Origin of the sequence: Micromonospora sp. NPDC126480 (assembly GCF_040302465.1) — a bacterium.
Taxonomy (GTDB): domain Bacteria; phylum Actinomycetota; class Actinomycetes; order Mycobacteriales; family Micromonosporaceae; genus Micromonospora.
Map to the genome: position 1 here is coordinate 1 of NZ_JBEORU010000015.1, position 24866 is coordinate 24866.

General features: G+C 73.9%; 21 protein-coding genes. 16 read left to right on the forward strand and 5 right to left on the reverse strand.

Going from position 1 to position 24866, the window contains the following annotated elements; all coding sequences use genetic code 11:
- Window positions 1–136: 136 nt before the first annotated feature.
- The 3 genes from ABTW87_RS15810 to ABTW87_RS15820 all read left to right on the forward strand — a co-directional run bounded on the left by ABTW87_RS15810 (window position 137) and on the right by ABTW87_RS15820 (window position 4040).
- A complete protein-coding gene (locus ABTW87_RS15810) occupies window positions 137–1144 on the forward strand; it encodes an ABC transporter permease (RefSeq protein WP_350651539.1) in 1008 nt (335 codons plus the stop codon).
- Window positions 1145–1152: 8 nt separating this feature from the next.
- On the forward strand, window positions 1153–2139 hold the full coding sequence (locus tag ABTW87_RS15815) for an ABC transporter permease (protein ID WP_350651540.1): 987 nt from the start codon (window positions 1153–1155) through the stop codon (window positions 2137–2139).
- A gap of 158 nt (window positions 2140–2297) precedes the next feature.
- Window positions 2298–4040: an ABC transporter substrate-binding protein gene (locus ABTW87_RS15820; protein ID WP_350651541.1), complete on the forward strand. Its 1743-nt coding sequence runs from the start codon at window positions 2298–2300 to the stop codon at window positions 4038–4040.
- Between the two features lie 108 nt (window positions 4041–4148).
- Here ABTW87_RS15820 and ABTW87_RS15825 read toward each other — a convergent pair whose 3' ends face one another.
- Entirely contained in the window at window positions 4149–6293 is a 2145-nt protein-coding gene (locus ABTW87_RS15825; protein WP_350651542.1) for a S9 family peptidase, read from the reverse strand.
- A gap of 86 nt (window positions 6294–6379) precedes the next feature.
- Here ABTW87_RS15825 and mshB point away from each other — a divergent pair, with 86 nt between their 5' ends.
- The 3 genes from mshB (at window position 6380) to ABTW87_RS15840 (ending at window position 8311) form a co-directional block, all read left to right on the forward strand.
- Window positions 6380–7306, forward strand: a complete 927-nt coding sequence (gene mshB / locus ABTW87_RS15830) for an N-acetyl-1-D-myo-inositol-2-amino-2-deoxy-alpha-D-glucopyranoside deacetylase (RefSeq protein WP_350651543.1) — start codon at window positions 6380–6382, stop codon at window positions 7304–7306.
- Window positions 7303–7761, forward strand: a complete 459-nt coding sequence (locus ABTW87_RS15835; protein WP_350651544.1) for a hypothetical protein — start codon at window positions 7303–7305, stop codon at window positions 7759–7761. The genes mshB and ABTW87_RS15835 overlap by 4 nt, the downstream gene beginning before the upstream one ends.
- Window positions 7762–7843: 82 nt before the next feature.
- Window positions 7844–8311, forward strand: coding sequence for a hypothetical protein (locus ABTW87_RS15840; protein WP_350651545.1), 468 nt, complete (start codon window positions 7844–7846; stop codon window positions 8309–8311).
- Window positions 8312–8344: 33 nt separating this feature from the next.
- Here ABTW87_RS15840 and ABTW87_RS15845 read toward each other — a convergent pair whose 3' ends face one another.
- Window positions 8345–9307: a GNAT family N-acetyltransferase gene (locus ABTW87_RS15845; RefSeq protein ID WP_350651546.1), complete on the reverse strand. Its 963-nt coding sequence runs from the start codon at window positions 9305–9307 to the stop codon at window positions 8345–8347.
- Between the two features lie 79 nt (window positions 9308–9386).
- On the opposite strand from ABTW87_RS15845, the gene fdxA reads away from it, so the two are divergent.
- Genes fdxA through ABTW87_RS15870 form a run of 5 tightly spaced genes read left to right on the forward strand, consistent with a single transcriptional unit; the run spans window position 9387 to window position 13153 of the window.
- Window positions 9387–9713 carry a ferredoxin gene (gene fdxA / locus ABTW87_RS15850; RefSeq protein WP_088992046.1) on the forward strand — a complete coding sequence of 109 codons (327 nt, stop codon included), beginning with the start codon at window positions 9387–9389 and terminating at the stop codon, window positions 9711–9713.
- Window positions 9710–10816: a succinyldiaminopimelate transaminase gene (gene dapC / locus ABTW87_RS15855; RefSeq protein WP_350651670.1), complete on the forward strand. Its 1107-nt coding sequence runs from the start codon at window positions 9710–9712 to the stop codon at window positions 10814–10816. Before fdxA ends, dapC begins: the two co-directional genes overlap by 4 nt.
- Window positions 10813–11841 (forward strand): prephenate dehydrogenase, encoded by a 1029-nt coding sequence (locus ABTW87_RS15860; protein ID WP_350651671.1) that lies wholly within the window; start codon window positions 10813–10815, stop codon window positions 11839–11841. Before dapC ends, ABTW87_RS15860 begins: the two co-directional genes overlap by 4 nt.
- A gap of 29 nt (window positions 11842–11870) precedes the next feature.
- The gene (locus tag ABTW87_RS15865; protein ID WP_350651547.1) at window positions 11871–12506 is read left to right on the forward strand and encodes an SIMPL domain-containing protein; all 636 of its coding nucleotides are present in this window, start codon (window positions 11871–11873) and stop codon (window positions 12504–12506) included.
- Window positions 12506–13153, forward strand: coding sequence for a nucleoside/nucleotide kinase family protein (locus tag ABTW87_RS15870; protein ID WP_350651548.1), 648 nt, complete (start codon window positions 12506–12508; stop codon window positions 13151–13153). The genes ABTW87_RS15865 and ABTW87_RS15870 overlap by 1 nt, the downstream gene beginning before the upstream one ends.
- Window positions 13154–13157: 4 nt before the next feature.
- On the opposite strand, the gene ABTW87_RS15875 is transcribed toward ABTW87_RS15870, so the two are convergent.
- The gene (locus ABTW87_RS15875; RefSeq protein WP_350651549.1) at window positions 13158–13712 is read right to left on the reverse strand and encodes a sugar O-acetyltransferase; all 555 of its coding nucleotides are present in this window, start codon (window positions 13710–13712) and stop codon (window positions 13158–13160) included.
- 175 nt (window positions 13713–13887) lie between these two features.
- On the opposite strand from ABTW87_RS15875, the gene ABTW87_RS15880 reads away from it, so the two are divergent.
- Complete coding sequence (locus tag ABTW87_RS15880) at window positions 13888–17205, forward strand: S8 family serine peptidase (protein WP_350651672.1); 3318 nt, start codon at window positions 13888–13890, stop codon at window positions 17203–17205.
- A gap of 53 nt (window positions 17206–17258) precedes the next feature.
- Here ABTW87_RS15880 and dapD read toward each other — a convergent pair whose 3' ends face one another.
- The gene (dapD, locus tag ABTW87_RS15885; RefSeq protein ID WP_350651550.1) at window positions 17259–18218 is read right to left on the reverse strand and encodes a 2,3,4,5-tetrahydropyridine-2,6-dicarboxylate N-succinyltransferase; all 960 of its coding nucleotides are present in this window, start codon (window positions 18216–18218) and stop codon (window positions 17259–17261) included.
- An 81-nt stretch (window positions 18219–18299) separates the two neighbouring features.
- On the opposite strand from dapD, the gene dapE reads away from it, so the two are divergent.
- Window positions 18300–19373 carry a succinyl-diaminopimelate desuccinylase gene (gene dapE / locus ABTW87_RS15890; protein WP_350651551.1) on the forward strand — a complete coding sequence of 358 codons (1074 nt, stop codon included), beginning with the start codon at window positions 18300–18302 and terminating at the stop codon, window positions 19371–19373.
- A 66-nt stretch (window positions 19374–19439) separates the two neighbouring features.
- Here the strand turns inward: dapE and ABTW87_RS15895 are convergent, their stop codons facing one another.
- On the reverse strand, window positions 19440–19610 hold the full coding sequence (locus tag ABTW87_RS15895) for a hypothetical protein (RefSeq protein ID WP_350651552.1): 171 nt from the start codon (window positions 19608–19610) through the stop codon (window positions 19440–19442).
- Between the two features lie 154 nt (window positions 19611–19764).
- Between ABTW87_RS15895 and ABTW87_RS15900 the strand changes: the two genes are divergently transcribed.
- The 3 genes from ABTW87_RS15900 to ABTW87_RS15910 all read left to right on the forward strand — a co-directional run bounded on the left by ABTW87_RS15900 (window position 19765) and on the right by ABTW87_RS15910 (window position 24866).
- A complete protein-coding gene (locus tag ABTW87_RS15900) occupies window positions 19765–20616 on the forward strand; it encodes an LOG family protein (RefSeq protein ID WP_350651553.1) in 852 nt (283 codons plus the stop codon).
- Window positions 20617–20618: 2 nt separating this feature from the next.
- Entirely contained in the window at window positions 20619–21170 is a 552-nt protein-coding gene (locus ABTW87_RS15905; RefSeq protein WP_350651554.1) for an LOG family protein, read from the forward strand.
- Window positions 21171–21284: 114 nt separating this feature from the next.
- The gene (locus ABTW87_RS15910) at window positions 21285–24866 is read left to right on the forward strand and encodes an ATP-dependent helicase (RefSeq protein WP_350651555.1); all 3582 of its coding nucleotides are present in this window, start codon (window positions 21285–21287) and stop codon (window positions 24864–24866) included.

Consider the following 24866-nt stretch of genomic DNA (forward strand, 5'->3'; position numbering starts at 1 on the left):
CCCAGGACATCTGCGCCAGCACCGAACCCGCCCTGGAACCCCGCGCCGGCGGCCGGCAGGCCACCGCCTGCCACTTCCCCGAAACCGGACCGCTCACCAACGGTGGGCCGGAGTCAGCCGTCGAGGAGATGCCACGATGAGCCTGTCGCCGGTGGACGGTGTGGCGCTGGCCGAGGTCGAATCCGGCGGGGACACCGAGGCGCCCCGGGAGAAGCGGTTCGTCGGCCGCTCGCCCGGGCAGCTCGCCTGGCTGCGGCTGCGCCGCGACCGTACGGCCGTGGTCAGCGGCGCACTGCTGGTGGTCTTCGTGCTGGTGGCGCTCGCCGCGCCGCTGATCGAGGCGCTGTACGGCGTCGGGCCACGCGACCAGTTCCAGAACAAGCTCGACGGCTTCGGCATGCCCCTCGGTTACGCGGGCGGCGTCTCCGGCGACCACTTCTTCGGGCTGGAACCGGGCCTCGGCCGGGACATCTTCATCCGGCTGGTGTACGGGTTGCGGACGTCACTGTTCATCGCGTTCGCGGCCGCCGTGATCACCACGGTGCTCGGCATCGCACTGGGCGCGCTCGCCGGCTACCTGGGCGGGTGGCTGGACGCCGTGGTCAACTGGATCACCGACCTCACCCTCGCCATGCCGTTCCTGATCATCGCGCTGGCGTTGACCCCCACGCTGACGCTGCGCTTCTACGGACCGCGGGACGCGGTGCCGCCGGCCTTCGGCGTCGGGGTGCTGATCGCCATCTTCGCGGTCTTCGGCTGGACCAGCACCGCCCGGCTGGTCCGGGGGCAGGTGATCGCGCTGCGCGAGCGGGAGTTCGTGGAGGCGGCACGGGCCAGCGGCGCGGGGCTGGGGCACATGCTCTTCCGGCAGCTGCTGCCGAACATCTGGGCGCCGATCCTGGTGTCGTTCTCGCTGGCCGTGCCGCAGTTCATCACCAGCGAGGCGGCGCTGTCGTTCATCGGGGTCGGGCTCACCGAGGAGACGCCGAGCTTCGGCCGGATGATCTACCAGAGCCTGGACTACCTCCAGACCGACCCGGCGTTCGTCTTCTTCCCCGGCATCATGATCTTCGCGCTCGTGTTCGCGTTCAACCTCTTCGGTGACGCGCTGCGCGACGCGCTCGACCCGAAGTCGTCCCGGTAGGTGCTGACATGGCGCGCTTTCTGATCAAGCGGATCCTCTCCGCCGTGCTCACCCTCTGGGCGGTGAGTGTGCTGACGTTCCTGATGTTCTTCGCGCTGCCGCGCGACCCGGTCAGCGGCATGTGCCCGAAGAACTGCAACCCCGAGCGGCTGGAGCGGGTCCGCCAGGAGTTGGGCCTGCGTGATCCCCTGCTCACCCAGTACACCGGCTACATGAAGGGCATCTTCACCGGCCGGGACCTGGGCAGCGCGCAGGGCGGCCAGTGCGACGCGCCCTGCCTCGGCTGGTCGTACGTCAACAACGAGGCGGTGCTGGACACCATCACCCGGGTGCTGCCGGTGACGCTGAGCATCGTGCTTCCGGCCGCGATCCTCTGGCTGCTGCTGGGTGTCGGGCTGGGCATGATCTCCGCGCTTCGGCGGGGCACCTGGCTGGACCGGGCCGCGATCGGCTTCTCGCTGACCGGCGCCTCCCTCCAGCTCTACTTCGTCGGCGCGGTCCTGCTGCTGGTCTTCGTCTACAACCTGCGGTTGCTGCCGGTGCCGAGCTACACCTCGATCTTCGAGAGTCCGGTGAAGTGGGCGAGTGGACTGGTGCTCGCGTGGCTCGCGCTGGCGTTCCTCTTCTCGGCGATCTACGCCCGGCTGTCCCGGGCCCAGATGCTGGAGACGCTGTCGGAGGACTTCGTCCGGACCGCGCGGGCGAAGGGCCTGGCAAAACCGACGGTGTACGGGCGGCACGCGCTGCGGGCGGCGATCACGCCGGTGGTCACCATCGCCGGCCTCGACGTCGGCGCCGCCCTGGGCGGCACGGTCATCACCGAGACCACCTTCGGTCTGCAGGGCCTGGGGCGGGCTGCGGTGGAGGCGGTCCGGGCCGGCGACCTGCCGACCATCATGGCCACCGTCCTGATCGCGGCCGTCTTCGTGGTGGTGGCGAACGTGGTGGTGGACCTCCTGTACGCGGCCATCGACCCCCGCGTACGCCTGGGGTGACCCGCCGGGGTCGCGTGCCGCGGCGGGCAGCCCGCCCGGCCGCTCGCCCGGCAGCGGCGAAATTTATCGACAACTGTTACACAACTCGAAGGTTTTCTTCTTTACGATCCTCGGGACGCCGGTGGTCCGCCGGCGCGACCGGGGTGGAGGAGGTAGGAATGCGACCACGCGTGGCGGCCGCCGCAGGCGGCGCGATCGCACTGGTGGTGGCCCTGGGTGCGTGCTCGGAGAACACGGGCGAGGGCACCACGGTGGACACGAACCGGCAGCAGACCGGGGTCATCGCCACCGACCCGAAGGAGTCGATGGGCCCGGCGGCGGAGGTGCCCGGCGCCCAGAAGGGCGGCACCTTCACCATCATCCGGGAGACCCCCATCTCCCACCTGGACCCGCAGCGGACGTACTCGTTCGCGGGCCTGATGGCGTCGCCGCTCTTCGCCCGTTACCTGACCACCTGGAAGGACGACGGCAAGGGCGGCCTGGTCCTCGTCGGTGACCTGGCCGAGACGCCGGGCACCAACGTCAACAACGACTGCAAGGTCTGGGAATTCAAGATCAAGGACGGCGTCAAGTTCGAGGACGGCCGCCCGATCACGTCCAAGGAGGTCGCGTACGGCATCGCCCGCTCCTTCGACCCGGACCTCACCAGCGGCCCGACCTACATCCAGGAGTGGCTCGCCGACTCCCCGCAGTACGACACCGCGTGGGACTTCAAGGCGAACAAGGCCGCGCTGCCGCCGGGGTTGACCACGCCGGACGAGAAGACGCTGCGCTTCCAGTTCGCCAAGCCGCGCTGCGACCTGCCGTTCGCGGTCTCGCTGCCGACCACCGCGCCGCTGCCCGCCGACAAGGACACCGGCGTCAACCTGGACAACCAGCCGTTCTCGTCCGGGCCGTACAAGATCACGAAGTACACCCAGGGCACCGAGATCGTGCTGGAGCGCAACGAGCACTGGGACCCGAACACCGACCCGGTGCGGCACCAGTACCCGGACAAGTTCGTGTGGAGCTTCGGCCCGACCGCCGACGCCGCCAACAACCGGGTGATCGCCGACAACGGCGCCGACCAGAGCGCGGTGGCCTGGAACTTCGTGCCGGCGTCGCTTGTCGCCCGGGTCGCGAACGACCAGGCGCTCAAGTCCCGGACCATCCTGTCGCCGACGCCGAGCGCGAACCAGCTGGTCATCAACACCCAGCGGGTCACCGACCTGAAGGTGCGCCAGGCGTTGAACTACGCCATCGACCGGGAGGGCCTGGTCAAGGCGCTCGGTGGGCAGACCGTCGCCTCTCCGATGACCACCCTCATGCCGTCGTCGACGATCGGGCACAAGGCGTACGACGCGTACCCGGCGGGCCCCAACGGCAACCCGGAGAAGGCCAAGGAGCTGCTCGGCGGCCAGACGCCGGAGCTGGTCCTCGGTGTCGCCGACAACACCACCGAGCAGCAGATGGGTGCCCAGCTCAAGGGCAACCTGGAGCGCGCCGGCTTCAAGATCACCGTGCGGAACATCCCGGACGACTCGAAGCTCGACGAGATCAAGAAGAAGGACAACCCCTGGGACCTGTACATCGGTAACTGGGCGGCGGACTGGCCGAGCGGCGCCTCGATCCTGCCGGTGCTCTACGACGGCCGCAGCATCAAGGCCGAGGGCAACAGCAACCAGTCGTACTTCAACGACCCGGCGATCAACGCCGAGATGGACCGGATCCTGGCCCTGTCGCCGGCCGAGCAGGGCCCGGAGTGGGGCAAGCTCGACGAGCGGATCATGAAGGAGCACGCGCCGGTCGTGCCGCTCTACGTCGACGTGGCCTACGTGGTGCACGGCTCGAAGGCCGGCGGGGTGTTCATCTCCAGCGTCTTCGGGTACCCGTCGTTCGTCAACGCGTACGTGAAGCCGTAACCCGTACCGCGGAAGCGGGCCCCGGTCGACAACGACGTCGGCCGGGGCCTTTCGTGTTGTTAACAGGGGGCCCTTCCTCTACCGCAGGCGTTAAGAAGGGGCCCTTCCTTACATCAAGTGGGTGCGGAGGAAGGTCAGTTCCTGCTTCAGCAGGTTCTCGCGGACGCCGCCGGCGGCCATGTGCGTCGCGCCGGTCAGCGGCAGCACCGCGTGCGGCCGACCGCTGCCCAGCAGCGCCGCCGACAGCCGCAGCGTGTGCGCGGCCACCACGTTGTCGTCGGCCAGGCCGTGCACCAGCAGCAGCGGCCGGGCCTCCTCGGGGCGGGCCGGCCGCTCGGCGGCCAGCTCCACAAGCGAGTGGTGCGCGTACACGTCCGCCCCGTCCTCCGGCAGGCCGAGGTAGCGCTCCGTGTAGGCGGTGTCGTACAGGCTCCAGTCGGTCACCGGCGCGCCGGCGATCCCGCAGCGGAACAGCTCCGGGTGGCGCAGCACCGCCAGCCCCGCCAGCCAGCCGCCGAACGACCAGCCCCGCACGGCCACCCGACCCAGGTCCAGGTCCGGGTGCTTGTCGGCGAGCGCGGTGAGCGCCTCGACCTGGTCGGTGAGGATCACGTCCGCCATCCGCCGGTGGATCGCCTTCTCGAACGACGGCGCCACCCCCGGCGTACCCCGGTTGTCGACCACGACCACCGCGAACCCCGCGTCGGCCCACCACTGCCGTTCCAGCCACGCCGACCGGGCGGCGAGCACCTCCTGGTGGCCGGGGCCGCCGTAGATGTCCAGCAGCACCGGCAGCCGGCGGCCCGTGACGTGGTTGTCCGGGTAGAGCACCGCCGCCGGCAGCCGCCGGTCGGTCACCCGCTCCAGCAGCGGCAGCGGGGAGTACGGCGGAGTCGCCGCGAACGACCGCAGCTCGGCCACCTCCCGGTCGTTCCGCGACACCGTCCACCGCCAGCCGGCGTGGTCCAGCGTGGCGCTGCCCAGCACCAGCACGTCCCCGCCCACCGCGGCGACGTGCCAGCCCGAGCCGGTGGTGATCCGCCGGGCGTCCACACCCCCGCCGATCGTGGTGCGGACCCGGAACAGGTGCTGCTCGCTGGGCTCGCCCTCGCTCGCCTCCACAAGCAGGTCCGCCGGCCCGTTGCCGGAGGTGGCCGGCAGCCGGCCCACCACCCGGCGCACGTACAGCGACGGCGGGGTGAGCAGGGTCCCGTCGGCGAAGAGGCAGCGCGCGTCGTACCCGTCGTGGGCCAGTTCCCCGCCGACCAGCACCCGGCCGTCCGGCAGGTGGGCGGGCGTGCCGGGAATCGGGTCCACCCAGCGCGGGTCGGCCAGCTCCGCGTGCACCTGGGTCTCCCCGGTACGCGGGTCCACCGCCAGCACCAGCCCGTGCTGCTGCGACCGGCGCAGCACCGTGATCAGCGGGCCGCCGTCGGCCCAGTGCACGGTCGTCAGGTACGGGTAGGTCTCCCGGTCCCAGTGCACGTCGACCCAGCCGTCGTCGAGGTCGAGCAGGTGCAGGCTGACCTCGGCGTTGGGCCCGCCGGCCCGGGGGTACGCGACGGTGGTCGGCGGGCTCGCCGGGTCGGCCGGGTCGTGCAGGTGCCAGCGGTCCAGCCGCGACTCGTCCACCCGGGCGGCGAGCACCGACCGCCCGTCGGGTGCCCACCAGTAGCCCCGGAACCGGTCGAACTCCTCCGCCGCGACGTGCTCGGCCAGTCCCCAGGTCACCCCGGAGTCCTCGCCGGCCAGCATCATGTCCGTGCCGTCGTGCTCGACGACCCGCAGCTCGCCGCGGCGGACCCCCTCGGCCGCGTCGGTCACGTACGCCAGCCGCTGCCCGGTCGGGTCGGGCCGGGGGTCCAGCACCGGGCCGACGGCGGCCACCTCGACCACGTCGCCGTGCACCAGGTCGGCCCGGAACAGCCGCCCGGCGAGCGCGAAGACGGCGACCCGCCCGGCCGTGTCGAGGGCGTACGACCCGATGCCGGAGGTGCTCAACCGCAGGCGCTCCCGCAGCGCCCGCTCGCCCGGTCCGAGTTCGTCGGCGTCGCCGCCGAGCAGCGCCGCCGGGTCGGCGACCAGCCGCTCCTCCCCGCTGGCGACGTCCAGGAGCCAGAGCGCGTCGGCCGGATCCTCCGGGCCGGACGAGCGGAGGAAGACCACCCGCGAGCCGTCGTCGGCCACCGAGATCGCGCGCGGCGTCCCGTGGCGGAACCGACGGGTACGCGCGGCCAGCTCCGGAAAGTCCACACGTCGGATCGTAGGACGGTGCCGGAGGTGATGTGGCCGACCTGCCTGCACGCGTCCGGGCCGGCGGGAGAGAACCGCCGGTTAGAGTGACGGGCGTGACGACGCTGCCCGATCGCCGGCTCCTGCTGGTCCACGCGCACCCCGATGACGAGGCCATCGGCACCGGCTCGACGATGGCCCACTACGCCGCCGCCGGTGCCCACGTCACGCTTGTGACCTGCACCCTGGGCGAGGAGGGTGAGATCCACGTGCCGGAGCTGGCGCAGCTCGCCGCGGCCGAGGCCGACCAGCTCGGCGGCTACCGCATCGCGGAGCTGGCCGCCGCCTGCCGCGCGCTCGGGGTCAGCGACCACCGGTTCCTCGGCGGCGCCGGCCGCTACCGCGACTCGGGCATGATGGGCCTCGCCACCAACGAGCATCCGCGCGCCTTCTGGCAGGCCGACCTGGACGAGGCCGCCGGGCACCTGGTGGAGATCATGCGCGAGATCCGGCCGCAGGTCATGGTCACGTACGACGGGAACGGCTTCTACGGCCACCCGGACCACATCCAGGCGCACCGGGTGGCGATGCGCGCCGCCGAGCTGGCCGGCGCCGAGGGCTTCGGCCCGGCGAAGGTCTACTGGACGGCGATGCCGCAGAGTGTGCTGGAGGCCGGGATGGAACACTTCGCCGGCTCGTCGGACAACCCGTTCGTGGGCATCGAGGAGGCGACCGAGCTGCCGTTCTGCACGCCCGACGCGCAGATCGCGGCCCGGATCGACGCCACCGACCAGCACGCCGCCAAGGAGGCGGCGATGCGGGCGCACGCCACCCAGATCCCGGACACCTCCTGGCTGTACTCGATCGCCGGGAACTTCGGCAGCGAGTTCATGGGCGTGGAGTACTACACGCTCGCGGCCGGCGAGAAGGGGCCCGGCACCGGCCCGTACGGCTGGGAGGACGATCTGTTCGCGGGGCTTCCGGTCACCGGGGACCCGGATCGCTTCCCGGTCGGCGCGGCCGGTTCCCGGTGACGCTCCCCGCCGCGCCGGTGTCGGTCGTGCCCGACGAGAGCGTGCCGCCGCTGCCGGAGCGCTCCGGCCGCGCGGTCGACCTCGTCCTGCGGGTCGCCGGCGGCGTACTCTCCGTCGTCGGCGGAGTGGTGAGCGCGGTGCTCGAGCTGATCCTCGCCCCGGCCCGGGTCGGCGGGCAGCTCATCGGGGTGGCGGTGCTGGTCGCGGTCGCCGCGAACGTCCTGCTGAGCTGGTTCGCCCACCGCACGGTCGAACGCCGGTGGGCGGTGGCGCTGCCGGCGGTGCCGTGGTTCGCGATCGTGGCGGTGGCCGGCATCCGCACCGCCGAGGGGGACGTGCTGCTGACCGGGACGTGGGTGGATCTGCTCCTCGTGGTGGCCGGTGCGATGACGTTCGCGGTGATGGGCTTCCGCCAGATCCTGGCCCCGCCGCCGCCCGACCGTCCCGGGGCCTGACGCCGCACAGCTTCCAATGGTAGATATTCCTGCCAGGAAGGCCCGCCGGAGGGCGGCGGGGCGGTACGGCGGGAGGGGTGCGATGAGTCAACGGTGGCGCGCGGTCGGAGTGCTCGCGGGTGCGCTGTTCCTGGTCAACGTGGTCGCCCGGCTGATCATCCGGTTCGGGTTCGACGGCGACGACACCACCGCCGCCGACCGGGTGTCGCTCGGGATGTTCGTGGTGCTCGGGCTGATCCTGGCCGTGGTCGCCTTCGTCTGGAGCCGGCACCGGCCGGTTGCCGGGTGGGCCGCCGACGTGACCGCCGCGGTCGGCGTCGCACTGGCGCTCACGGTCTTCGTCGGCCCGCTGCTGGTCGGGCGGAACCCGTTCGGCGACGGCGCCGGCATGTTCTTCGCCCAGATCTGGCTCTACCTCGCGGCCACCGGCATCGGCGTGCTGCTGGGCTACCTGCTGGCGGTCGCGCTCGGCCTCGACCACCGGTCGCAGAGCCTCAAGCGGTACGCCGAGACGAAGGCCGCCAAGCCGCGCAAGCCGGTGCGCCGCTGACGGAGTCTTGCCGAAACCGGGCCGCGTCCCGCGTCAGGCCGGCGGTGCGACCCGGGTCAGGTACGTGTGGTGGGTGGTGAAGCCCAGCGCGCCGTAGAGCGCCACCGCGCCGGTGTTGCGCTGCTCGACCTGTAGGAAGGCGTCGGTGGCGCCGGCCGCCGCGCCCCAGTCGGCCAGCGCGTGGATCACCCGGCGGGCCAGCCCCTGCCGGCGGGCCTCGGGCAGCACCTCGATCAGGCTCAGGCCGAGCCAGCGGCCCGCCCCGGTGACCGTGCCGCGACCGACCGCGACCAGCCGGTCGCCCGCGTACACCTGTGCGAAGCGGACCTGGTCCACGGCGGTGAGCACGTGCCGGGCGGCGTCCGGCAGGCCGTTCTTGCGACCGGCGGCGATCGCCAGCCAGTCGGGTGACGGCGCGGTGGCGAGCTCGACGGGCGGTGCCCCGGCCGACCCCGCCGGTGCGGGCGGTATCGCGGACAGCGGAACCGTCTGCACGAGCACGGTCGGCCGACTCGTCCAGCCCCGCGCGTCGAGCTCCGCGCCGACCGGCGCGGCCAGCGGGAGCGGGGTGTTGACCAGGGCCGGCCGGCCGAGATCGGCGTACCAGCGCACCACCGCGTCGATCGCGGCCGGGAGCGGCCGGTCCGGGTCGCCGACCGGCAGCGCCGAGTTGGCCCGCCCGGTCCAGCCGTCGGCGCTGCGCAGCAGCCAGTCGCCCAGGCGGGCCCGGGTCGGCGCGGGCCAGGCCTCGTCGGCGGCGCGTTCCAGCGCCACCACCGCGGCGGCGGTCGGCCGGCGGGCCGGCGGCACCCGTTTGGCCCGGTGCACCTCGGCGACCGGCACCTCGATCCGGCCCTGCGCGGTGGCGATGGTGAGATGGGTCTCGCTCAGCTCGACCAACTCGCCGAGGGCGTCCGAGAAGAGCGGGCGGCCTTCGCGAATCCCCACAATCCGGCGGACCACGATCCGGTGTCCCACATCCTGCTGTCGGAGCACGATCGACCCCCTCCCCGGCGAGATACTAGGCTCTTACCGTCGCGGGTGATCGCGGCGTGTCTTGCGGAGGAGAAGACCGGTGACCTACATCATCGCCGAGCCGTGCGTGGATGTGCTCGACAAGGCATGCATCGAGGAGTGCCCGGTCGACTGCATCTACGAGGGCAATCGGATGCTCTACATCCACCCCGACGAGTGCGTCGACTGTGGTGCCTGTGAGCCCGTGTGCCCGGTCGAGGCGATCTTCTACGAGGACGACGTCCCGGAACAGTGGAAGGACTACACCGCGGCCAACTACGAGTTCTTCGAGGACCTCGGCTCGCCCGGTGGCGCCTCGAAGATCGGCAAGGTGGAGAAGGACGCGACGTTCGTCGCCGCCCAGCCGCCCCGCGGAGAGGGCCACTGAACCGGCCCGCGCCGGTCTCGGCTCGGCTGCCCGAGTTCACCTGGGACACCCTGGACGCCGCGGCCGGCCTGGCCGCGGCGCACCCGGACGGCCCGATCAACCTCTCCATGGGCACGCCGGTCGACCCGGTGCCCGCGCTGATCCGGCAGGCGCTTGCCGACGCTTCGGACGCCCCGGGCTACCCGCTGACCGCCGGCACGCCCGCTCTGCGGGACGCGATCGCGGCCTGGGTGGCGCGGGCCTGCGGCGCCGGGGTGGACGGCCTCGGCGTGCTGCCGACGGTCGGCTCGAAGGAACTGGTCGCCTGGCTGCCGACGCTGCTCGGGATCGGGCCCGGTGACGTGGTCGTGGTGCCGTCGATCGCCTACCCGACGTACGAGGACGGGGCCCGGCTCGCCGGGGCCACCGTGGTCCGGGCCGACTCGTTGACCGCCGTCGGCCCGACCCCTCGCGTCCGCCTGGTGTGGGTCAACTCGCCGGGCAACCCGACCGGCCGGGTGCTGCCCGCGCCCCACCTGCGGAAGGTGGTCGACTGGGCCCGGGAGCGCGGCGCGGTCGTCGCCAGCGACGAGTGCTACCTGCCGCTGGGCTGGGACGCCGAACCGGTCTCGGTGCTGTCGCCCGAGGTCTGCGGCGGGTCGTACGACGGGGTGCTGGCGGTGCACTCGCTCTCCAAGCGCTCCAACCTCGCCGGCTACCGGGCCGGGTTCGTCGCCGGCGACCCGGCGCTGGTCGCCGAGTTGCTCAAGGTGCGCAAGCACGCCGGGATGATCGTTCCCGCGCCGGTGCAGGCCGCCATGGTGGCCGCCCTGCGGGACGAGCGGCACGCCGAGGAGCAGCGGGAACGCTACCGGGCCCGGCGTGCCGTGCTGCGCGCCGCGTTCGCCGCCGCCGGGTTCACCGTCGAGCACTCGGAGGCCGGCCTCTACCTGTGGCTGACCCGGGACGAGGACTGCTGGGAGACGGTCGACCGGCTGGCCCGGCGGGGCATCCTGGTCGCGGCCGGCGCCTTCTACGGGCCGGCCGGCGCCCGGCACGTTCGCGCGGCGCTCACCGAGTCCGACGAGCGCGTGGCGGCGGTGGCCGACCGGCTGCGCGGCTGATCGTGGTGCGGGCCGGGGCGGCACCGCGGGCCGCGGTGGTCGGCACCGGCCTGATCGGCGGGTCGGTGCTGCTGCGGTTGCACGGGGCCGGGGTCGACGTCGCCGGCTGGGACCCGGATCCGGCCACCCGGTCGTACGCGCGCGGCCGGGGTCTCCGCGTCCCGGAGACGCTTGACGAGGCGGTGGCCGGGCGGGATCTGGTGTTCTGCTGTGGGCCGCTGCCCGCCCTGCCGGACACGCTGCTGCGGGTGGCCGCGGCGACCCCCGCGGACTGCGTCCTGACCGACGTGGGCAGCACCAAGGGTGCGCTGGCGGCCTTCGCGGAGCAGCGCGACCTGCTCGACCGTTTCGTGCCGGGCCACCCGATGGCCGGTGCCGAGTCCGCCGGGCTCGCCGCCGCCACGCCCACCCTGCTCGACTCCGCCGCGTGGGTGCTCTGCCCGGCGGCCGGCACCGGGACGCCCGCCTTCCGCCGGCTCACCGGGCTGCTCGTGGAGCTGTTCGGGGCGCGCGTCGTGCCGATGACCCCGGCCGACCACGACGCCGCCGTGGCGCTGGCCTCGCACGTGCCGCACCTGCTCGCCGGCGCGCTGGCCGGGGCGGCGGACCGGGCGCCGCTGCGCGACGCGGTGCTCGCCCTGGCGGCCGGCAGCTTCCGCGACGGCACCCGGGTCGCCGCCACCCCGGCGGCACGGACCGCCAACATGCTGCTCGGCAACCGGGACCGGGTGCTGGGCGAACTGGCCGGTGTCACGGCGTACCTGGACGAGTTGGCCGCCGCCCTGCGGGCCGGTGACGCCGACCGGCTCACCGCGCTGCAGGCGGCCGCGGGCGCCACTCGCGACCTGCTGTCCCGTCCCGCGTACCGCACCCGGGTCCGGGACTTCCCGGCCGGCGGCGACCACACCGAGGAGGTGGCCTGGCTGCGCGAGGTCGGCGCGGCCGGCGGCCACCTGGGCGGCTGCCACGTCCGGGCGGACCGGGTCTCCTACACCGCCCACCTCCCGGAGCCGTCCGGAGCGTGACGGGCCGCGACCGCGGTTAGGGTGAGGGCATGGTGGACGGACCGGTCGTGGCGGTGCGCGGCGAGGCGTACCGGGAGGTCCAGCCCGAGCTGGCCCAGTTCACGGTGACCGCGATGGCCCGGGACCGGGACCGGGAGACCACGCTGAGCCGGTTGGCCGAGCGGGCCGCCGCCGTCCGGGTGCTCCTCGACGGGTACGGCCCGGTGATCGAGCGGCGGGAGACCGGCGAGCTGCGCGTCCGGCCGGAGACCCGGCGCTCCGGGGAGCGGGTGGTCGCGTACCACGGCAGCGTGAGCACCACCGTCACGGTCAGCGACTTCACCACGTTGGGCGAGCTGATGCTCCGCCTCGCCGACCAGGACCAGGTCGAGGTGGCGGGTCCGTGGTGGTCGCTGCGCCCGGACAGCCCGGTGCACCGCGAGGCCCGGCACGCCGCCATCGCCGACGCGCTGCACCGCGCCCGGGAGTACGCCGAGGCGCTCGGCGCCCGGGTCACCGCTCTGGTCGAGCTGGCCGACGCCGACACCGACCGGCCGATGCTGGCCCGGATGGCGTACGCGGCCGAGGCCGGCGGGACACCCGAGCTGGAGCTGGACCCGCGGCAGCAGACCGTGCAGGCGGCGGTGCACGCGCGGTTCACGATCAGCGAGCCGGTCCTCGACTGATGGCGACGGCCCGGGTCGTACCCGTCGACGAGCTGGTGGCGCGTGCCCGCGCGCTCGCCGACGCCGGCCCGCGCCAGCTGCTGGGCATCGCCGGCGCTCCCGGCGCCGGCAAGTCCACGCTGGCCGAGCAGGTCGTCGCCGCGGTCGGCCCGGCCGCCCGGCTGGTCCCGATGGACGGCTTCCACCTGGCGCAGGCCGAGTTGGTCCGGCTGGGCCGGTCGGCGCGCAAGGGCGCCGTGGACACCTTCGACGCCAACGGCTACGTCTCGATGCTGCGCCGGCTGCGGCGCCTGGAACCCACCTCGGTGTACGCGCCGGAGTTCCGGCGGGATCTGGAGGAGCCGGTGGCCGGGGCGATCGAGGTGCCGCCCGAGGTCCGGCTGGTGGTGACCGAGGGCAACTACCTGCTGTTGTCCGACTGGCCGTGGGAGGAGCTCCGGGCGCTGTTGCACGAGGCGTGGTTCCTGGACCTCGACGCGGAGCTGCGGCTGCGCCGGCTCACCGCGCGGCACGAGGCGTACGGGCGTTCGCCCGAGGAGGCCCGGACCTGGGCGTACGGCTCCGACGAGGCGAACGCCGCCCTGGTGGCCGGTACCGCGCACCGGGCCGACCTGGTGGTACGCCTCACCGAGCCCTCGCCCGCCTAGCGGGTCACGCCAGCTCGCGGACCACCCGGGCGGGGTTGCCCAGGGCGACGACGTTCGGCGGTAGGTCCTTGGTGACCACCGCGCCGGCACCGACCACCGTGTTCGCCCCGATGGTCACGCCGGCCAGCACGATCGCCCCACCGCCGAGCCACACGTTGTCGCCGATGACGATCGGCTCGGCCGCCTCCCACTTGTCCCGCCGTGGTTCCGGCTCGACGGGGTGGGTGGGGGTGAGCAGTTGCACGTTCGGCCCGATCTGGACGTCGGCGCCGATCGTGATCGGGGCGACGTCGAGGAGCACCGCGTTGAAGTTGACGAAGCTGCGCGGGCCGATGGTGATCTGCGATCCGTAGTCGATGTAGAGCGGCGGCCGGACGTAGGTTCCCGTACCGACCTCGCCGAGCAGTTCCCGCAGGGCCTCCTCCCGCTCCGGCCCGGCGTTGGGGGTGGCGTTGAACCGTTCCATCAACGCGGCGGCGCGGTTGCGGTCGGCCTCGATCTCGGGGTCGTCGGCGAGGTAGGGCTCGCCGGCGCGCATGCGCTCCTTCATGGAAGTCACCGGCCGATCATGCCGGACTCCGACTCAGAAATGTCGGTGGAACGTCATCTTCCGGACCACACAGTGCATACCCGGTATGTAATTATGATGACCGTCAATGCGACTCCCGTAGATACAAACGCTCGACGAGGAGGATCCGTTGCACAGGAGAAGAAAAACGGCCGTCATCGGCCTCGTGCTCGCGCTGGCGGTGACCACGCCGGCCACCGCCTCCGCCGCGCCCCCGGCAGGCACCGCGTCGGACGCCGCGTCGGCCGCGCCGGCCAGGGCGGCCGGCAGGTCGCACACCGTCACCCTGATCACCGGGGACCGGGTCACCGTGACCGCCGCCGGCAAGGCCGCGGTGCGCCCCGGCCCGGATCGGGAGGACCTGCGTTTCCTGGTCCGCCGGGAGCGTGGCCACCTGTCCGTCGTGCCGCAGGACGCGGTTCCGCTGATCCAGGCCGGTCGGGTCGACCGCCGGCTCTTCGACGTCACCGGGCTGATCGCCGCCGGCTACGACGACGCCCGCCGCGACACCCTGCCGCTGCTCGTGTCGTACGCGAACGCCCGGGCCCGGCGTGGCGCCGCCGTACCGGCCGGCGCGCGGGTGACCCGCGACCTGCCGGCGATCAACGGCGCCGCGGTGACCGCCGGCAAGTCCGACGCCGGCGCGGTGTGGTCCGCCCTCGGCGCCGGTACGCCCGGCGCCCGGCTCGGCGCGGCGGGGGGCGTCGAGCGGCTCTGGCTCGACGGCCGCCGCACCGTCACCCTCGACCACAGTGTCGGCCAGATCGGCGCGCCCGCCGCCTGGTCGGCGGGCCTCACCGGCACGGGGGTGACCGTGGCGGTGCTGGACACCGGCGTCGACGTCACCCACCCCGACCTGGCCGGCCAGGTGGCCGAGGCGCGCAACTTCACCGAGACGCCCGACGCCCGGGACACCGTCGGGCACGGGACCCACGTCGCCTCGACAATCGCCGGCAGCGGCGCCGCGTCCGGCGGCCGGTACAAGGGCGTGGCGCCCGACGCCACGCTGCTCGACGGCAAGGTCTGCGAGGACTTCGGCTGCACCGAGTCGGCGATCCTGGCCGGCATGCAGTGGGCCGCGGTCGACAAGCGGGCCGATGTGATCAACATGAGCCTGGGCGGCTGGGACGGCCCCGAGGTCGACCCGCTGGAGGAGGCGGTCGGGGCGTTGACCGCGCAGACCGGCGCGCTCTTCGTGATCGCGGCCGGCAACGACGGAGTGGACGCCTCGGTGGGCTCACCGGCCAGCGCGGACGCCGCCCTGGCCGTCGGTGCGGTCGACCGGGACGACGAGCTGGCCGACTTCAGCAGCCGGGGGCCGCGGGTCGGCGACGACGCGCTGAAGCCCGACATCACCGCACCCGGGGTGGACATCGTCGCCGCCCGGTCCGCGAACGGGCAGATCGGTGACCCGGTGGGGGAGCGGTACGTGCGGCTCTCCGGCACCTCGATGGCCACCCCGCACGTCGCCGGCGCGGCGGCGCTGCTCGCCCAGCGGCACCCGGACTGGGCCGCGGGGCAGCTCAAGTCGACCCTGATGGCGTCCGCCCGGCCGCACCCGGAGCAGACCGCCTACCAGCAGGGGGCCGGGCGGGTCGACCTGACCCGCGCGATCGGGCAGGCGGTGACCAGTGACCCGGCAAGCGTGTCCTTCGGCCGGGTCCTCTGGCCGCACGACGACGACACGCCGGTCACCCGTACCGTCGCCTGGCGCAACTCGGGCTCCGGCGCGGTCACGCTCGACCTCACGGTCGTGGCGACCGGCCCCGGCGGTCGGCCGGCGCCCGCCGGCATGTTCACCCTCGGCGCGGAACGGGTCACCGTCCCGGCCGGTGGTGCGGTCGAGACCACCGTCACCGTGGACACCCGGCTGGGTGACGCCGACGGCTACTGGACCGGCCGGGTGGTGGCCCGTTCCGGGGACACGGTGGCCGTCACCCCGCTGGCGGTGAACCGCGAGGTGGAGAGCTACACGCTCACCGTGACCCACCGGGACCGGGCCGGGGCGACCACGGCGGAGCACTGGACCATGCTGCTCGGGCTGGACTCGTTCAGCGCCCGGGACGCCTACGACACCGACGGCACCGTGGAGGTGCGGCTCCCCAAGGGCCGGTACGGGCTGAACTCGCTGATCTTCGAGCCGGAGTCCGAGGAGGGGCCGGTCGGCATGACCATGCTGGCGGCGCCGGAGCTGGTGGTCGATCGCGACCGGGCCGTCACCCTGGACGCGCGGACCGCGAAGCCGGTCCGGACGACAATCCCCCGGCCGGGTGCGACACCCGCCCTGGTCGACCTCAGCTCGGTCTTCTTCGGCTCCGACGGCAGCATCTACAACGTCGGCCTGTGGGCGGACAGCTTCGACGGCCTCACCACCGGCCAGGCCGGCGGCGGCCGCGTCTCCGACGAGACGTTCGTGGCCACCGTCAGCAGCCAGTGGGCCGACCTGGAAGCGGCGCACAGCCCCTACCTGTACGCGCTCAGCGAGGCGATTCCCGGCCGGATGCCCACCGGCTTCGTCCGGCACTACCGGGCGAGCGACCTCGCCACCGTGCTGCACCGGTTCCGCGGCGGCTACGAGGGGATGCTGGCGGAGCGCTTCGTCCTACCCGTGCTGGAGTACAACACCGGCGGGTCGGCGGTGATCCTGCCCACCACCGTGCCCGGCCAACGGGTCGAGTACTACAACACCAGGGGGGTGCGTTGGGAGTCCGAGATCGACTTCGGCGTGCCCGACCCGGAGTCGGGCTGGCTGGAACCGAAGGCCGCGCTCTTCTCCGTTCCGACGGCGTACCGCGCCGGCCGGATCGCCCACGAGGCCTGGAACCAGGCCCCGTACGGGCCGTCCTTCCCGGCGCCGCGCTGGCCGGAGCAGAGCGTCAGCCGCCAGGCTGACACCATCTACGTCGGCCTGCCGGTCTTCAGCGACGCCGCCGGCCACCCCGGCGGCTCGCTGACCGACACCGAGCGGACGCGGCTCTGGCGCAACGGGAAGCTGGTCGGCGAGTCGGAGTACGCCGGCTACGGCGCGTTCCCGGTGCCGCCGGCCGCGGCGGACTACCGGCTCACCGTCGAGGCGACCCGCGGCTTCACCGACCTCAGCACCGAGGTGGAGTCCACCTGGACCTTCCGGTCAAAGCATGTGGCCGGCGAGGACTTCGTCCGGCTGCCGCTGTCGTCGATCCGGTTCAACCCGCCGCTGGCCGTCGACAACAGCGCCCGCGCCGGCCGGCTGCTGCCGATCCCGGTCGAGGTGCGGCGCCAGCCCGGTGCGGGCCGCGCGACCGTCGCGAAGCTGACCGTCGACGTCTCGTACGACGGCGGGAAGACGTGGCGGAAGGCGACGGTGCTGCGCACGGGCAGCGGCTGGACCGCGCTGGTCCGGCACCGCGACGCCGCGGGGTACGTGTCGCTGCGGGCCAGCGCCCGGGACACCGACGGCAACACGGTGACCACGCGGATCAGTCAGGCGTACCGCTTGAAGTGAGCCGTTCCGGCGGGTCCGCGGCCGTTCCGCGGGCCCGCCGGGCGGTCGACCGGTCAGTCGTTGGCGTGCAGCGCGGCGTTGAGCGCGATGCCCCGGCCGGAACGCGGCTTCGCCTCCAGCCCGCCGGTCACGGAGTTGCGCCAGAACAGCAGACCGTCGACGCCGGACAGCTCGCGGGCCTTCACCACCCGGCCGTCGGGCAGGGTGATCTTGGACGCGGCCGTGACGTAGCAGCCCGCCTCCACCACACAGTCGTCGCCGAGCGAGATGCCCACGCCCGCGTTGGCGCCGATCAGGCTCCGCTCGCCGATGCGGACCTTCTCGGTGCCGCCCCCGGACAGGGTGCCCATGATGGAGGCGCCACCGCCGATGTCGGAGCCGTCCCCGATCACCACGCCCTGCACGATGCGCCCCTCGACCATCGAGGCGCCGAGCGTCCCGGCGTTGAAGTTGACGAAGCCCTCGTGCATCACGGTCGTGCCGGAGGCGAGGTGGGCGCCGAGCCGGACCCGGTCCGCGTCCGCGATCCGAACTCCGGAGGGGACCACGTAGTCGGTCATCCGGGGGAACTTGTCCACCCCGTACACCGCGAGGTGCCGGCCGGCGGCCCGCTCGATGACGCGCAGTTCGTCGACCCGCTCCGGCGGGCAGGGCCCCGCCGAGGTCCAGGCGACGTTGGCCAGCTTGCCGAAGATCCCGTCCAGGTTCAGCTCGTTGGGCCGCACCAGGCGGTGGGAGAGCAGGTGCAACCGGAGGTACGCGTCGGCGGCGTCCTTGATCGGGTCCTCCAACGAGCCGATCACGGTGACCACCTGGACGGTACGCAGACCCGGCAGCGCCCGGTCGCCGACCGCTCCCGGCGGCAGGTCGAGGACGTCGGCCTCGTCCTCGCCGGGGACCAGCGGCAACTCGCCGAGTCCCAGCTTGCCGGTCGGATACCAGGTGTCGAGCACCTGATCCTCAGCGGTAACGGTGGCCAGGCCGATTCCCCAGGCAGACTCCGCGTTGCTCACTGCGCCACCTCTCGTTTCGCGACTGCGGGGCTCGCAGGCTCACTCCTCGCGCTCACCGCACTTGAAGGTACCGTGCGGCTTATGGAAAACCCGCTGACCCCCGAGGTCCTCGCCGATCCGGTGGCCCTGACCCGTGCCCTGGTCGACATCGAGTCGGTCTCCCTGGACGAGAAGGCGATCGCCGACTGTGTCGAGGAGGTGCTGCGCAGGGTTCCGCACCTGAGCACCCACCGGCACGGCAACACCGTGATGGCCCGCACGGACCTGGGCCGGGCGCAGCGGGTGGTGCTCGCCGGGCACCTCGACACGGTCCCGCTCAACAACAACTTCCCGTCCACCGTGCGCGGCGACCTCATGTACGGGTGCGGCACCTCGGACATGAAGAGCGGCGTGGCGTACGCGCTGCACCTCGCGGTGACCCTGCCCGAGCCGCGGTACGACGTGACGTACTTCTTCTACGAGGCGGAGGAGATCGAGTCGAAGTACAACGGCCTCTTCCTCGTCTCCGAGGCGCACCCCGAATGGCTCCAGGCCGACTTCGCGCTGCTGCTGGAGCCCACGTACGGCATCGTCGAGGCGGGCTGCCAGGGCACCATGCGGACGATCGTGGCCACCAGCGGTGTCCGTGCCCACTCGGCGCGCTCCTGGCACGGGGTCAACGCGATCCACGGGGCCGGCGAGGTGCTGCGCCGCCTCCAGGCGTACGAGGCGCGCCGGGTGACCATCGACGGCTGCGACTACCGCGAGGGCATGAACGCGGTGCGGATCCGTGGCGGGGTCGCCGGCAACGTGGTGCCGGACCGGTGCGAGGTCGAGGTGAACTACCGCTTCGCGCCGGACCGTACGCCCGAGCAGGCCGAGGCACACGTGCGCGGGGTGTTCGAGGGCTTCGAGGTGACGGTCACCGACTCGGCCGCGGGTGCCGCGCCGGGCCTGGAGGCGGCGCCGGCGAAGGAGTTCCTGGCGGCCGTCGGCGCGCCGCCCATCGGCAAGCTGGGCTGGACGGACGTGGCCCGGTTCGCGGCTCTGGGCATCCCGGCGCTCAACTTCGGCCCCGGCGACCCCAACCTCGCGCACCATCCGGACGAGCACGTCGAGATCAGCAAGATCCGCGACGGCGCGGCGACCCTGCACCGCTGGCTCGCCGCGGCCTGACCCGGCGCGCTCCCGCCGGTCGGGAGGTCGCCCCCCGACCCTCCCGGCCGGCGGGGAGCGCGCGGATCAGGTCGTCCGGCTCAGCGCCGATTCACCGGCGGTGGGCTCCGCCGGGTCGCCGGTCAGGTCCGTGGTCGCCGGCTCCATCAGCCGGGCGCGGCGGCGCTCGGCCACCACGTCCCGGATCCGCCGCTGCATCTGACGGCGGATCCGCATCTTCTCGCTGTTGGTGATCACGCTGGCTCCTCCCCCGAAGGCGCGTGCCGGGGCATACCCGGTATGTGAATAGTAAGACGTACGAGCGAGCGAAATAGTTGCCCGATCCGGCGAGGAATTTCCGGACTGCTGGCGCTGCGTACCGGCCGGGTGCGTCTCCACTACGGTTGCTCCCATGAGTGAGGGCAACGGGCGGCCGGGGGAGCGGGAGCCGTGGCGCGAGCGGCATCGGGGCCCGGTCACGCTGCGGCGTGGGGCGGTCACCAGCAGCACCGCTGACCAGCGGCTGCTCGACTCGCGCCAGCGCAGCGACTGGAAGACCCGGGACGCCTGGCGCGCACTGCGGATCCTCTCCGAGTTCGTGGAGGGCTTCGACACTCTCTCCGACCTCCCGCCGGCGGTGAGCGTCTTCGGGTCGGCGCGGAGCCGGCCGGGCAGCCCGGAGTGCCGGCTGGCCGAGGCGCTCGGCGGCGCGCTGGCCCGGGCCGGCTACGCGGTCATCACCGGCGGGGGTCCGGGTGTGATGGAGGCGGCCAACCGGGGTGCCACCGAGGCGGGCGGTCTCTCCGTCGGCCTGGGCATCGAACTCCCCTTCGAGCAGGGCATCAACGACTGGGTCGACCTGGCGATCGACTTCCGCTACTTCTTCGCCCGCAAGACCATGTTCGTCAAGTACGCGCAGGCGTTCGTGGTGCTCCCCGGCGGTTTCGGCACGATGGACGAGCTGTTCGAGGCGCTCACCCTGGTGCAGACCGGCAAGGTGACCCGCTTCCCGGTGGTGCTGATGGGCCTCGACTACTGGCGCGGGCTGCTCGACTGGCTGCGCGACACGATGGCGGCGGACGGCAAGATCGGTGCGGTCGACCTGGAGCTGATCTGCGTCACCGACGACGTCAACTCGGCGGTGCGGCACATCGTCGAGGCGGAGGCGGCGCTCTCCGCGGAGCAGGAGGCGGTCCGCGAGGAGGCGGTCGCCCGGGCGGCGGCCGAGCAGACCGCCGCCGCCGACGAGGGGGGCCGGGACTGACCGTGGCGGCGATCTGTGTGTTCTGCGCCTCCTCCCGTACGCTCGATCAGCGTTGGCTGGACCTGGCGACCGAGACCGGCGCGGCGATCGCCGGGCGGGGCCACACGCTGGTCAGCGGCGGTGGCTGCGTCGGCATGATGGGTGCCCTGGCCGACGGCGCGCGGGCGGCCGGTGGACGCACGGTCGGGGTGATCCCGCAGTCCCTGGTGGACCTGGAGGTCGCCGACCTCGCCTCCGATGAACTGCTGGTCACCGAGTCGATGGCCGACCGCAAGACCCTCATGATCGACAAGTCGGACGCGTTCCTCACCCTGCCCGGCGGCCTCGGCACCCTGGACGAGCTGTTCGAGGTCTGGACCACCGCCACGCTGACCCTGCACAGCAAGCCGATGGTCATCGTGGACACCGACGGCTTCTACCGCCCCCTGCTCGACTGGTTGGCCGGTCTCGCCGGCCAGGCCTTCCTGAAGCCGGCCGGCCTCGCGCTGCTCACCGTCGTGGACACCGTCCCCGCCGCCCTCGACGCCCTGGAGACCAGCCTGCACCCGCGTTGATCATGAAGTTGTCGGCGTCGGCCGCGGCATGTCGCGCCGACAACTTCATGATCAACACGGGTGGGCTGGGGTGGGTGGTGCGGATGTGTCGGTCGGGTCTGGTGGGATGTGGGGATGCAGGCGTATCGGCTGGTGCGCCGGCCCGCCGACGTGGCCGACCGGCGGGCCGGTGGGTTGGTGGGCGAGCGGGTCGACGATCCGCGACAGGCGGAGGTCGTCGGGCACACCGACGGCCCGATGCTCGTGCTCGGCGGGCCCGGGACCGGCAAGACCGCCACCCTTGTCGAGGCGGTCGCCGCGCGGGTGGCCGAGGGGGTGGACCCGGAGCGGATCCTGGTCCTCACCTTCAGCCGTCGGCAGGGCGCCGCCCTGCGGCAGCGGATCGAGGCCCGGATCGCCGGCGCCGGCCACCGGGTGCTGCGGGAGCCGCTGGTGCGCACCTTCCCGGCGTACGCGTTCGGGCTGCTCCGGCGCGCCGCCGCCGAGCGGGGCGAGCCGTCACCCCGGCTGCTCACCGGCCCCGAGCAGGACCTCATCATCCGCGAGCTGCTCGACCTGGTCGGCGAGGAGCCGGGCGACGACCCGGTGGGCTGGCCGGAGGACCTGCGGCCGGCGCTGCGCACCCGCGCCTTCGCGGCCCAGCTGCGCGACCTGCTGATGCGTGCCGCCGAGCGCGGTGTCGGCCCGGTGGAGCTGGCCCGGCTGGGTGAGCGGCTCGGCCGTGCGGACTGGCCGGCGGCGGCCCGGTTCCTCCGGGAGTACGTGGCGGTGCTCGCGCTGCGCGACGTCAGCAACCGCGGCTCGATCGCGTACGACCCGGCGGAGCTGGTCCGGGCCGCCACCGGCATGCTGCTCGACGACCCGGAGCTGCTGGCGGCGGAGCGGCGCCGGCTGACGTACGTCTACGTCGACGAGTACGCCGACACCGACCCCGCCCAGCAGGAGCTGCTGGCCACCGTGGCGGGCGGCGGCAGGACCCTTGTCGTGTTCGCCGACCCGGATTCGTCCACGTACGCCTTCCGCGGCGCCGACCCGGCCGGGGTGGTGGCCTTCCCGCACCGGTTCCGCACCGCGTCCGGCGCGCCCGCCGCGCAGGTCGTGCTGACCACCTCGTACCGGGCCGGTCCCCGGCTGCTGGCCGCCGACGCCCGGCTGGCCCGCCGGCTGCGCGGCCCGGCGGCGCACCGGCGACTGCGACCGCTGCCCGACGCGGCCCCCGGCGCGGTGGACGTCCGCACGTTCCGCACCGCCACCAGCGAGGCGGCCTGGCTGGCCCACGCGCTGCGGGAGGCGCACCTGCTCGACGGCGTCCCGTGGTCGGAGATGGCCGTGCTGGTGCGGTCCACCGCGCGGCAACTGCCGTCCCTTCGCCGCGCCCTGCACGCCGCCGGGGTGCCGACCGTGGTCCACGGCGAGGACCTCCCGCTGCACCTGCAGCCGGCGGTCGCTCCGCTGCTGCTCCTGCTGCGCTGCGCACTCGAGCCGGACCGGCTCGACGAGGAGGCGGCGGTCGCCCTGCTGCACTCGCCGCTCGGCGGCGTCGACCCGCTGGCCGAACGGCGGCTGCGGCAGGGGTTGCGGGTCATGGCGCTGGCCGCCGGTGACCGCCGGCCCTCCGGCGAGCTGATCGTCGAGGCACTGCGCGACCCGACCGAGCTGGCCGGCATCGACCGCCGGTGGGCGGAGCCGGCGCAGACGGTGGCCGGCCTGCTCGCCGTCGCCCGGGAGACGGCCGCGCGACCCGGCGCCACCGCCGAGGAGGTGCTCTGGGCCGTCTGGCGGGCCAGCGGCCTCGCCGAGCTGTGGTCGTCGGCCCTGGCCCGGACCCCGGCGACGGCGGGGGAGGGGGACGTCGCCCGGCGCCGCCGCGCGGAGGCGGCCGACCGGGACCTGGACGCGGTGCTTGTGCTGTTCGACGCCGCCGCCCGCTTCACCGACCGGCTGCCCGGCGCCCGCACCGAGGTCTTCCTCGACCACGTGCTCGGGCAGGACCTGCCCGCCGACACCCTCGCCCCGACCGCCGACCGGGGTGACGCCGTCCGCCTGCTCACCGCACACGCCGCGAAGGGCCTGGAGTGGGACCTGGTCGCGGTCGCCGGTGTGCAGGAGGGCGTCTGGCCCGACCTGCGGCTGCGCGGCAGCCTGCTCGGGTCGGAGCGACTTGTCGACGTGCTGGCGGGCCGCTCGGCCGGCGACGGCCGCCTCGCCACGGTCGTCGGCCAGACCTCCGCCCTGCTCGACGAGGAGCGGCGGCTCTTCCACGTCGCGGTGACGCGGGCCCGCCGCCGGCTGCTGGTCAGCGCGGTCGCCAGCGCCGCGGTCGGCGGGGACGACCACGAGGAACAGCCGAGCCGCTTCCTCTACGAGCTCGGACCGACCGACCCGCCCGCCGACGGCCGGGGCCCGGCCGGGTCAGCGCCGGGAGGCCCGGGAGGTCCGGGCCCGGCCCAGGGACCACCGGGCGGCGCGAAGGCGGCCGGGTCCGGGCCGGACGCGACGGGCGCCACACACGGCGTCCAGCCACCCGCCCAGGTAGCCGCCGAGGACGGGACGGGCGCCGCCGAGCGCGACCGGACGGGCGCTGCCGAGCCGGACGGGACGGGCGCTGCCGAGCCGGACGGGACGGGCGCTGCCGAGGCGGACCGGGAGCGACCGTCCGACCGGGTGACCACGCTGCCGCTCAGCCGGCCGCCCCGGGCGCTGACCCTGCCCTCGCTGGTGGCCGAGCTGCGTACCGCGGTGACCGACCCGGCGGCGCCCGCGGCCCGGCGGCACGCGGCGGCGGCCGAGCTGGCCCGGCTCGCCGCCGCCGGAGTGGCCGGAGCGCATCCCGACGACTGGTGGGGGCTGCGCCCGCTCTCGGACGACCGGCCGCTGGTCGAGGAGGGCGAGCCGGTCCGGGTCACCCCGTCGGCGATGGAGAGCGCCCTGCGGTGCAGCCTGCGCTGGCTGCTGGAACGCCACGGCGGCAGCGCGCCGGCCGGCACCGCCCAGGGCGTCGGCAACCTGGTGCACGCCGCCGCGATGCTGGCCGAGGACGCCAGCGCGGATCGGGGGGCACTGCTCGACTACGTCGCGGCCCGGTTCGACGCGATCGAGCTGGCGGCCCGCTGGATGGCCGGACCGGAGCGGGCCCGCGCCGAGGCGATGGTGGACAAGCTGCTGCGCTGGCTGGCCGCCAACCCGCGCCGGCTGCTCGCGATCGAGCACGAGTTCGCGGTCCGTCTGGACGATCCGCACCGGCCGGTCGACCTGGTCGGCCGGGTGGACCGGCTGGAGATGGACGCGGACGGCCGGCTCGTGGTGATCGACCTCAAGACCGGCAAGTCCACCGCGGTCACCGCGGCGGACCTCGCCGAGCACCCGCAGCTCGGCGCGTACCAGGCGGCGGTGGAAGCCGGGGCGTTCGTCGACTTCGGGGAGGAGTCCGGGGGCGCGGCCCTGGTGCAGCTCGGCACCGGCGCGAAGGAGGCGAAGGAGCAGGCGCAGCCGCCGGCCGGCGAGGGGCCGGCGGCCGGGTGGGCGACCGCCCTGGTCCGGCGTACCGCCGATACGATGGCCGCCGCCACCTTCGCCGCGGTCGCCAACTCCAAGTGCCGGGTCTGCCCGGTGCGCACGAGCTGCCCGGTGTCCGGGCAGGGGCGCCAGGTCGTCGAACCGCCGACCGTGTCCCGGCCGGACACCCGCGAGGAGTGA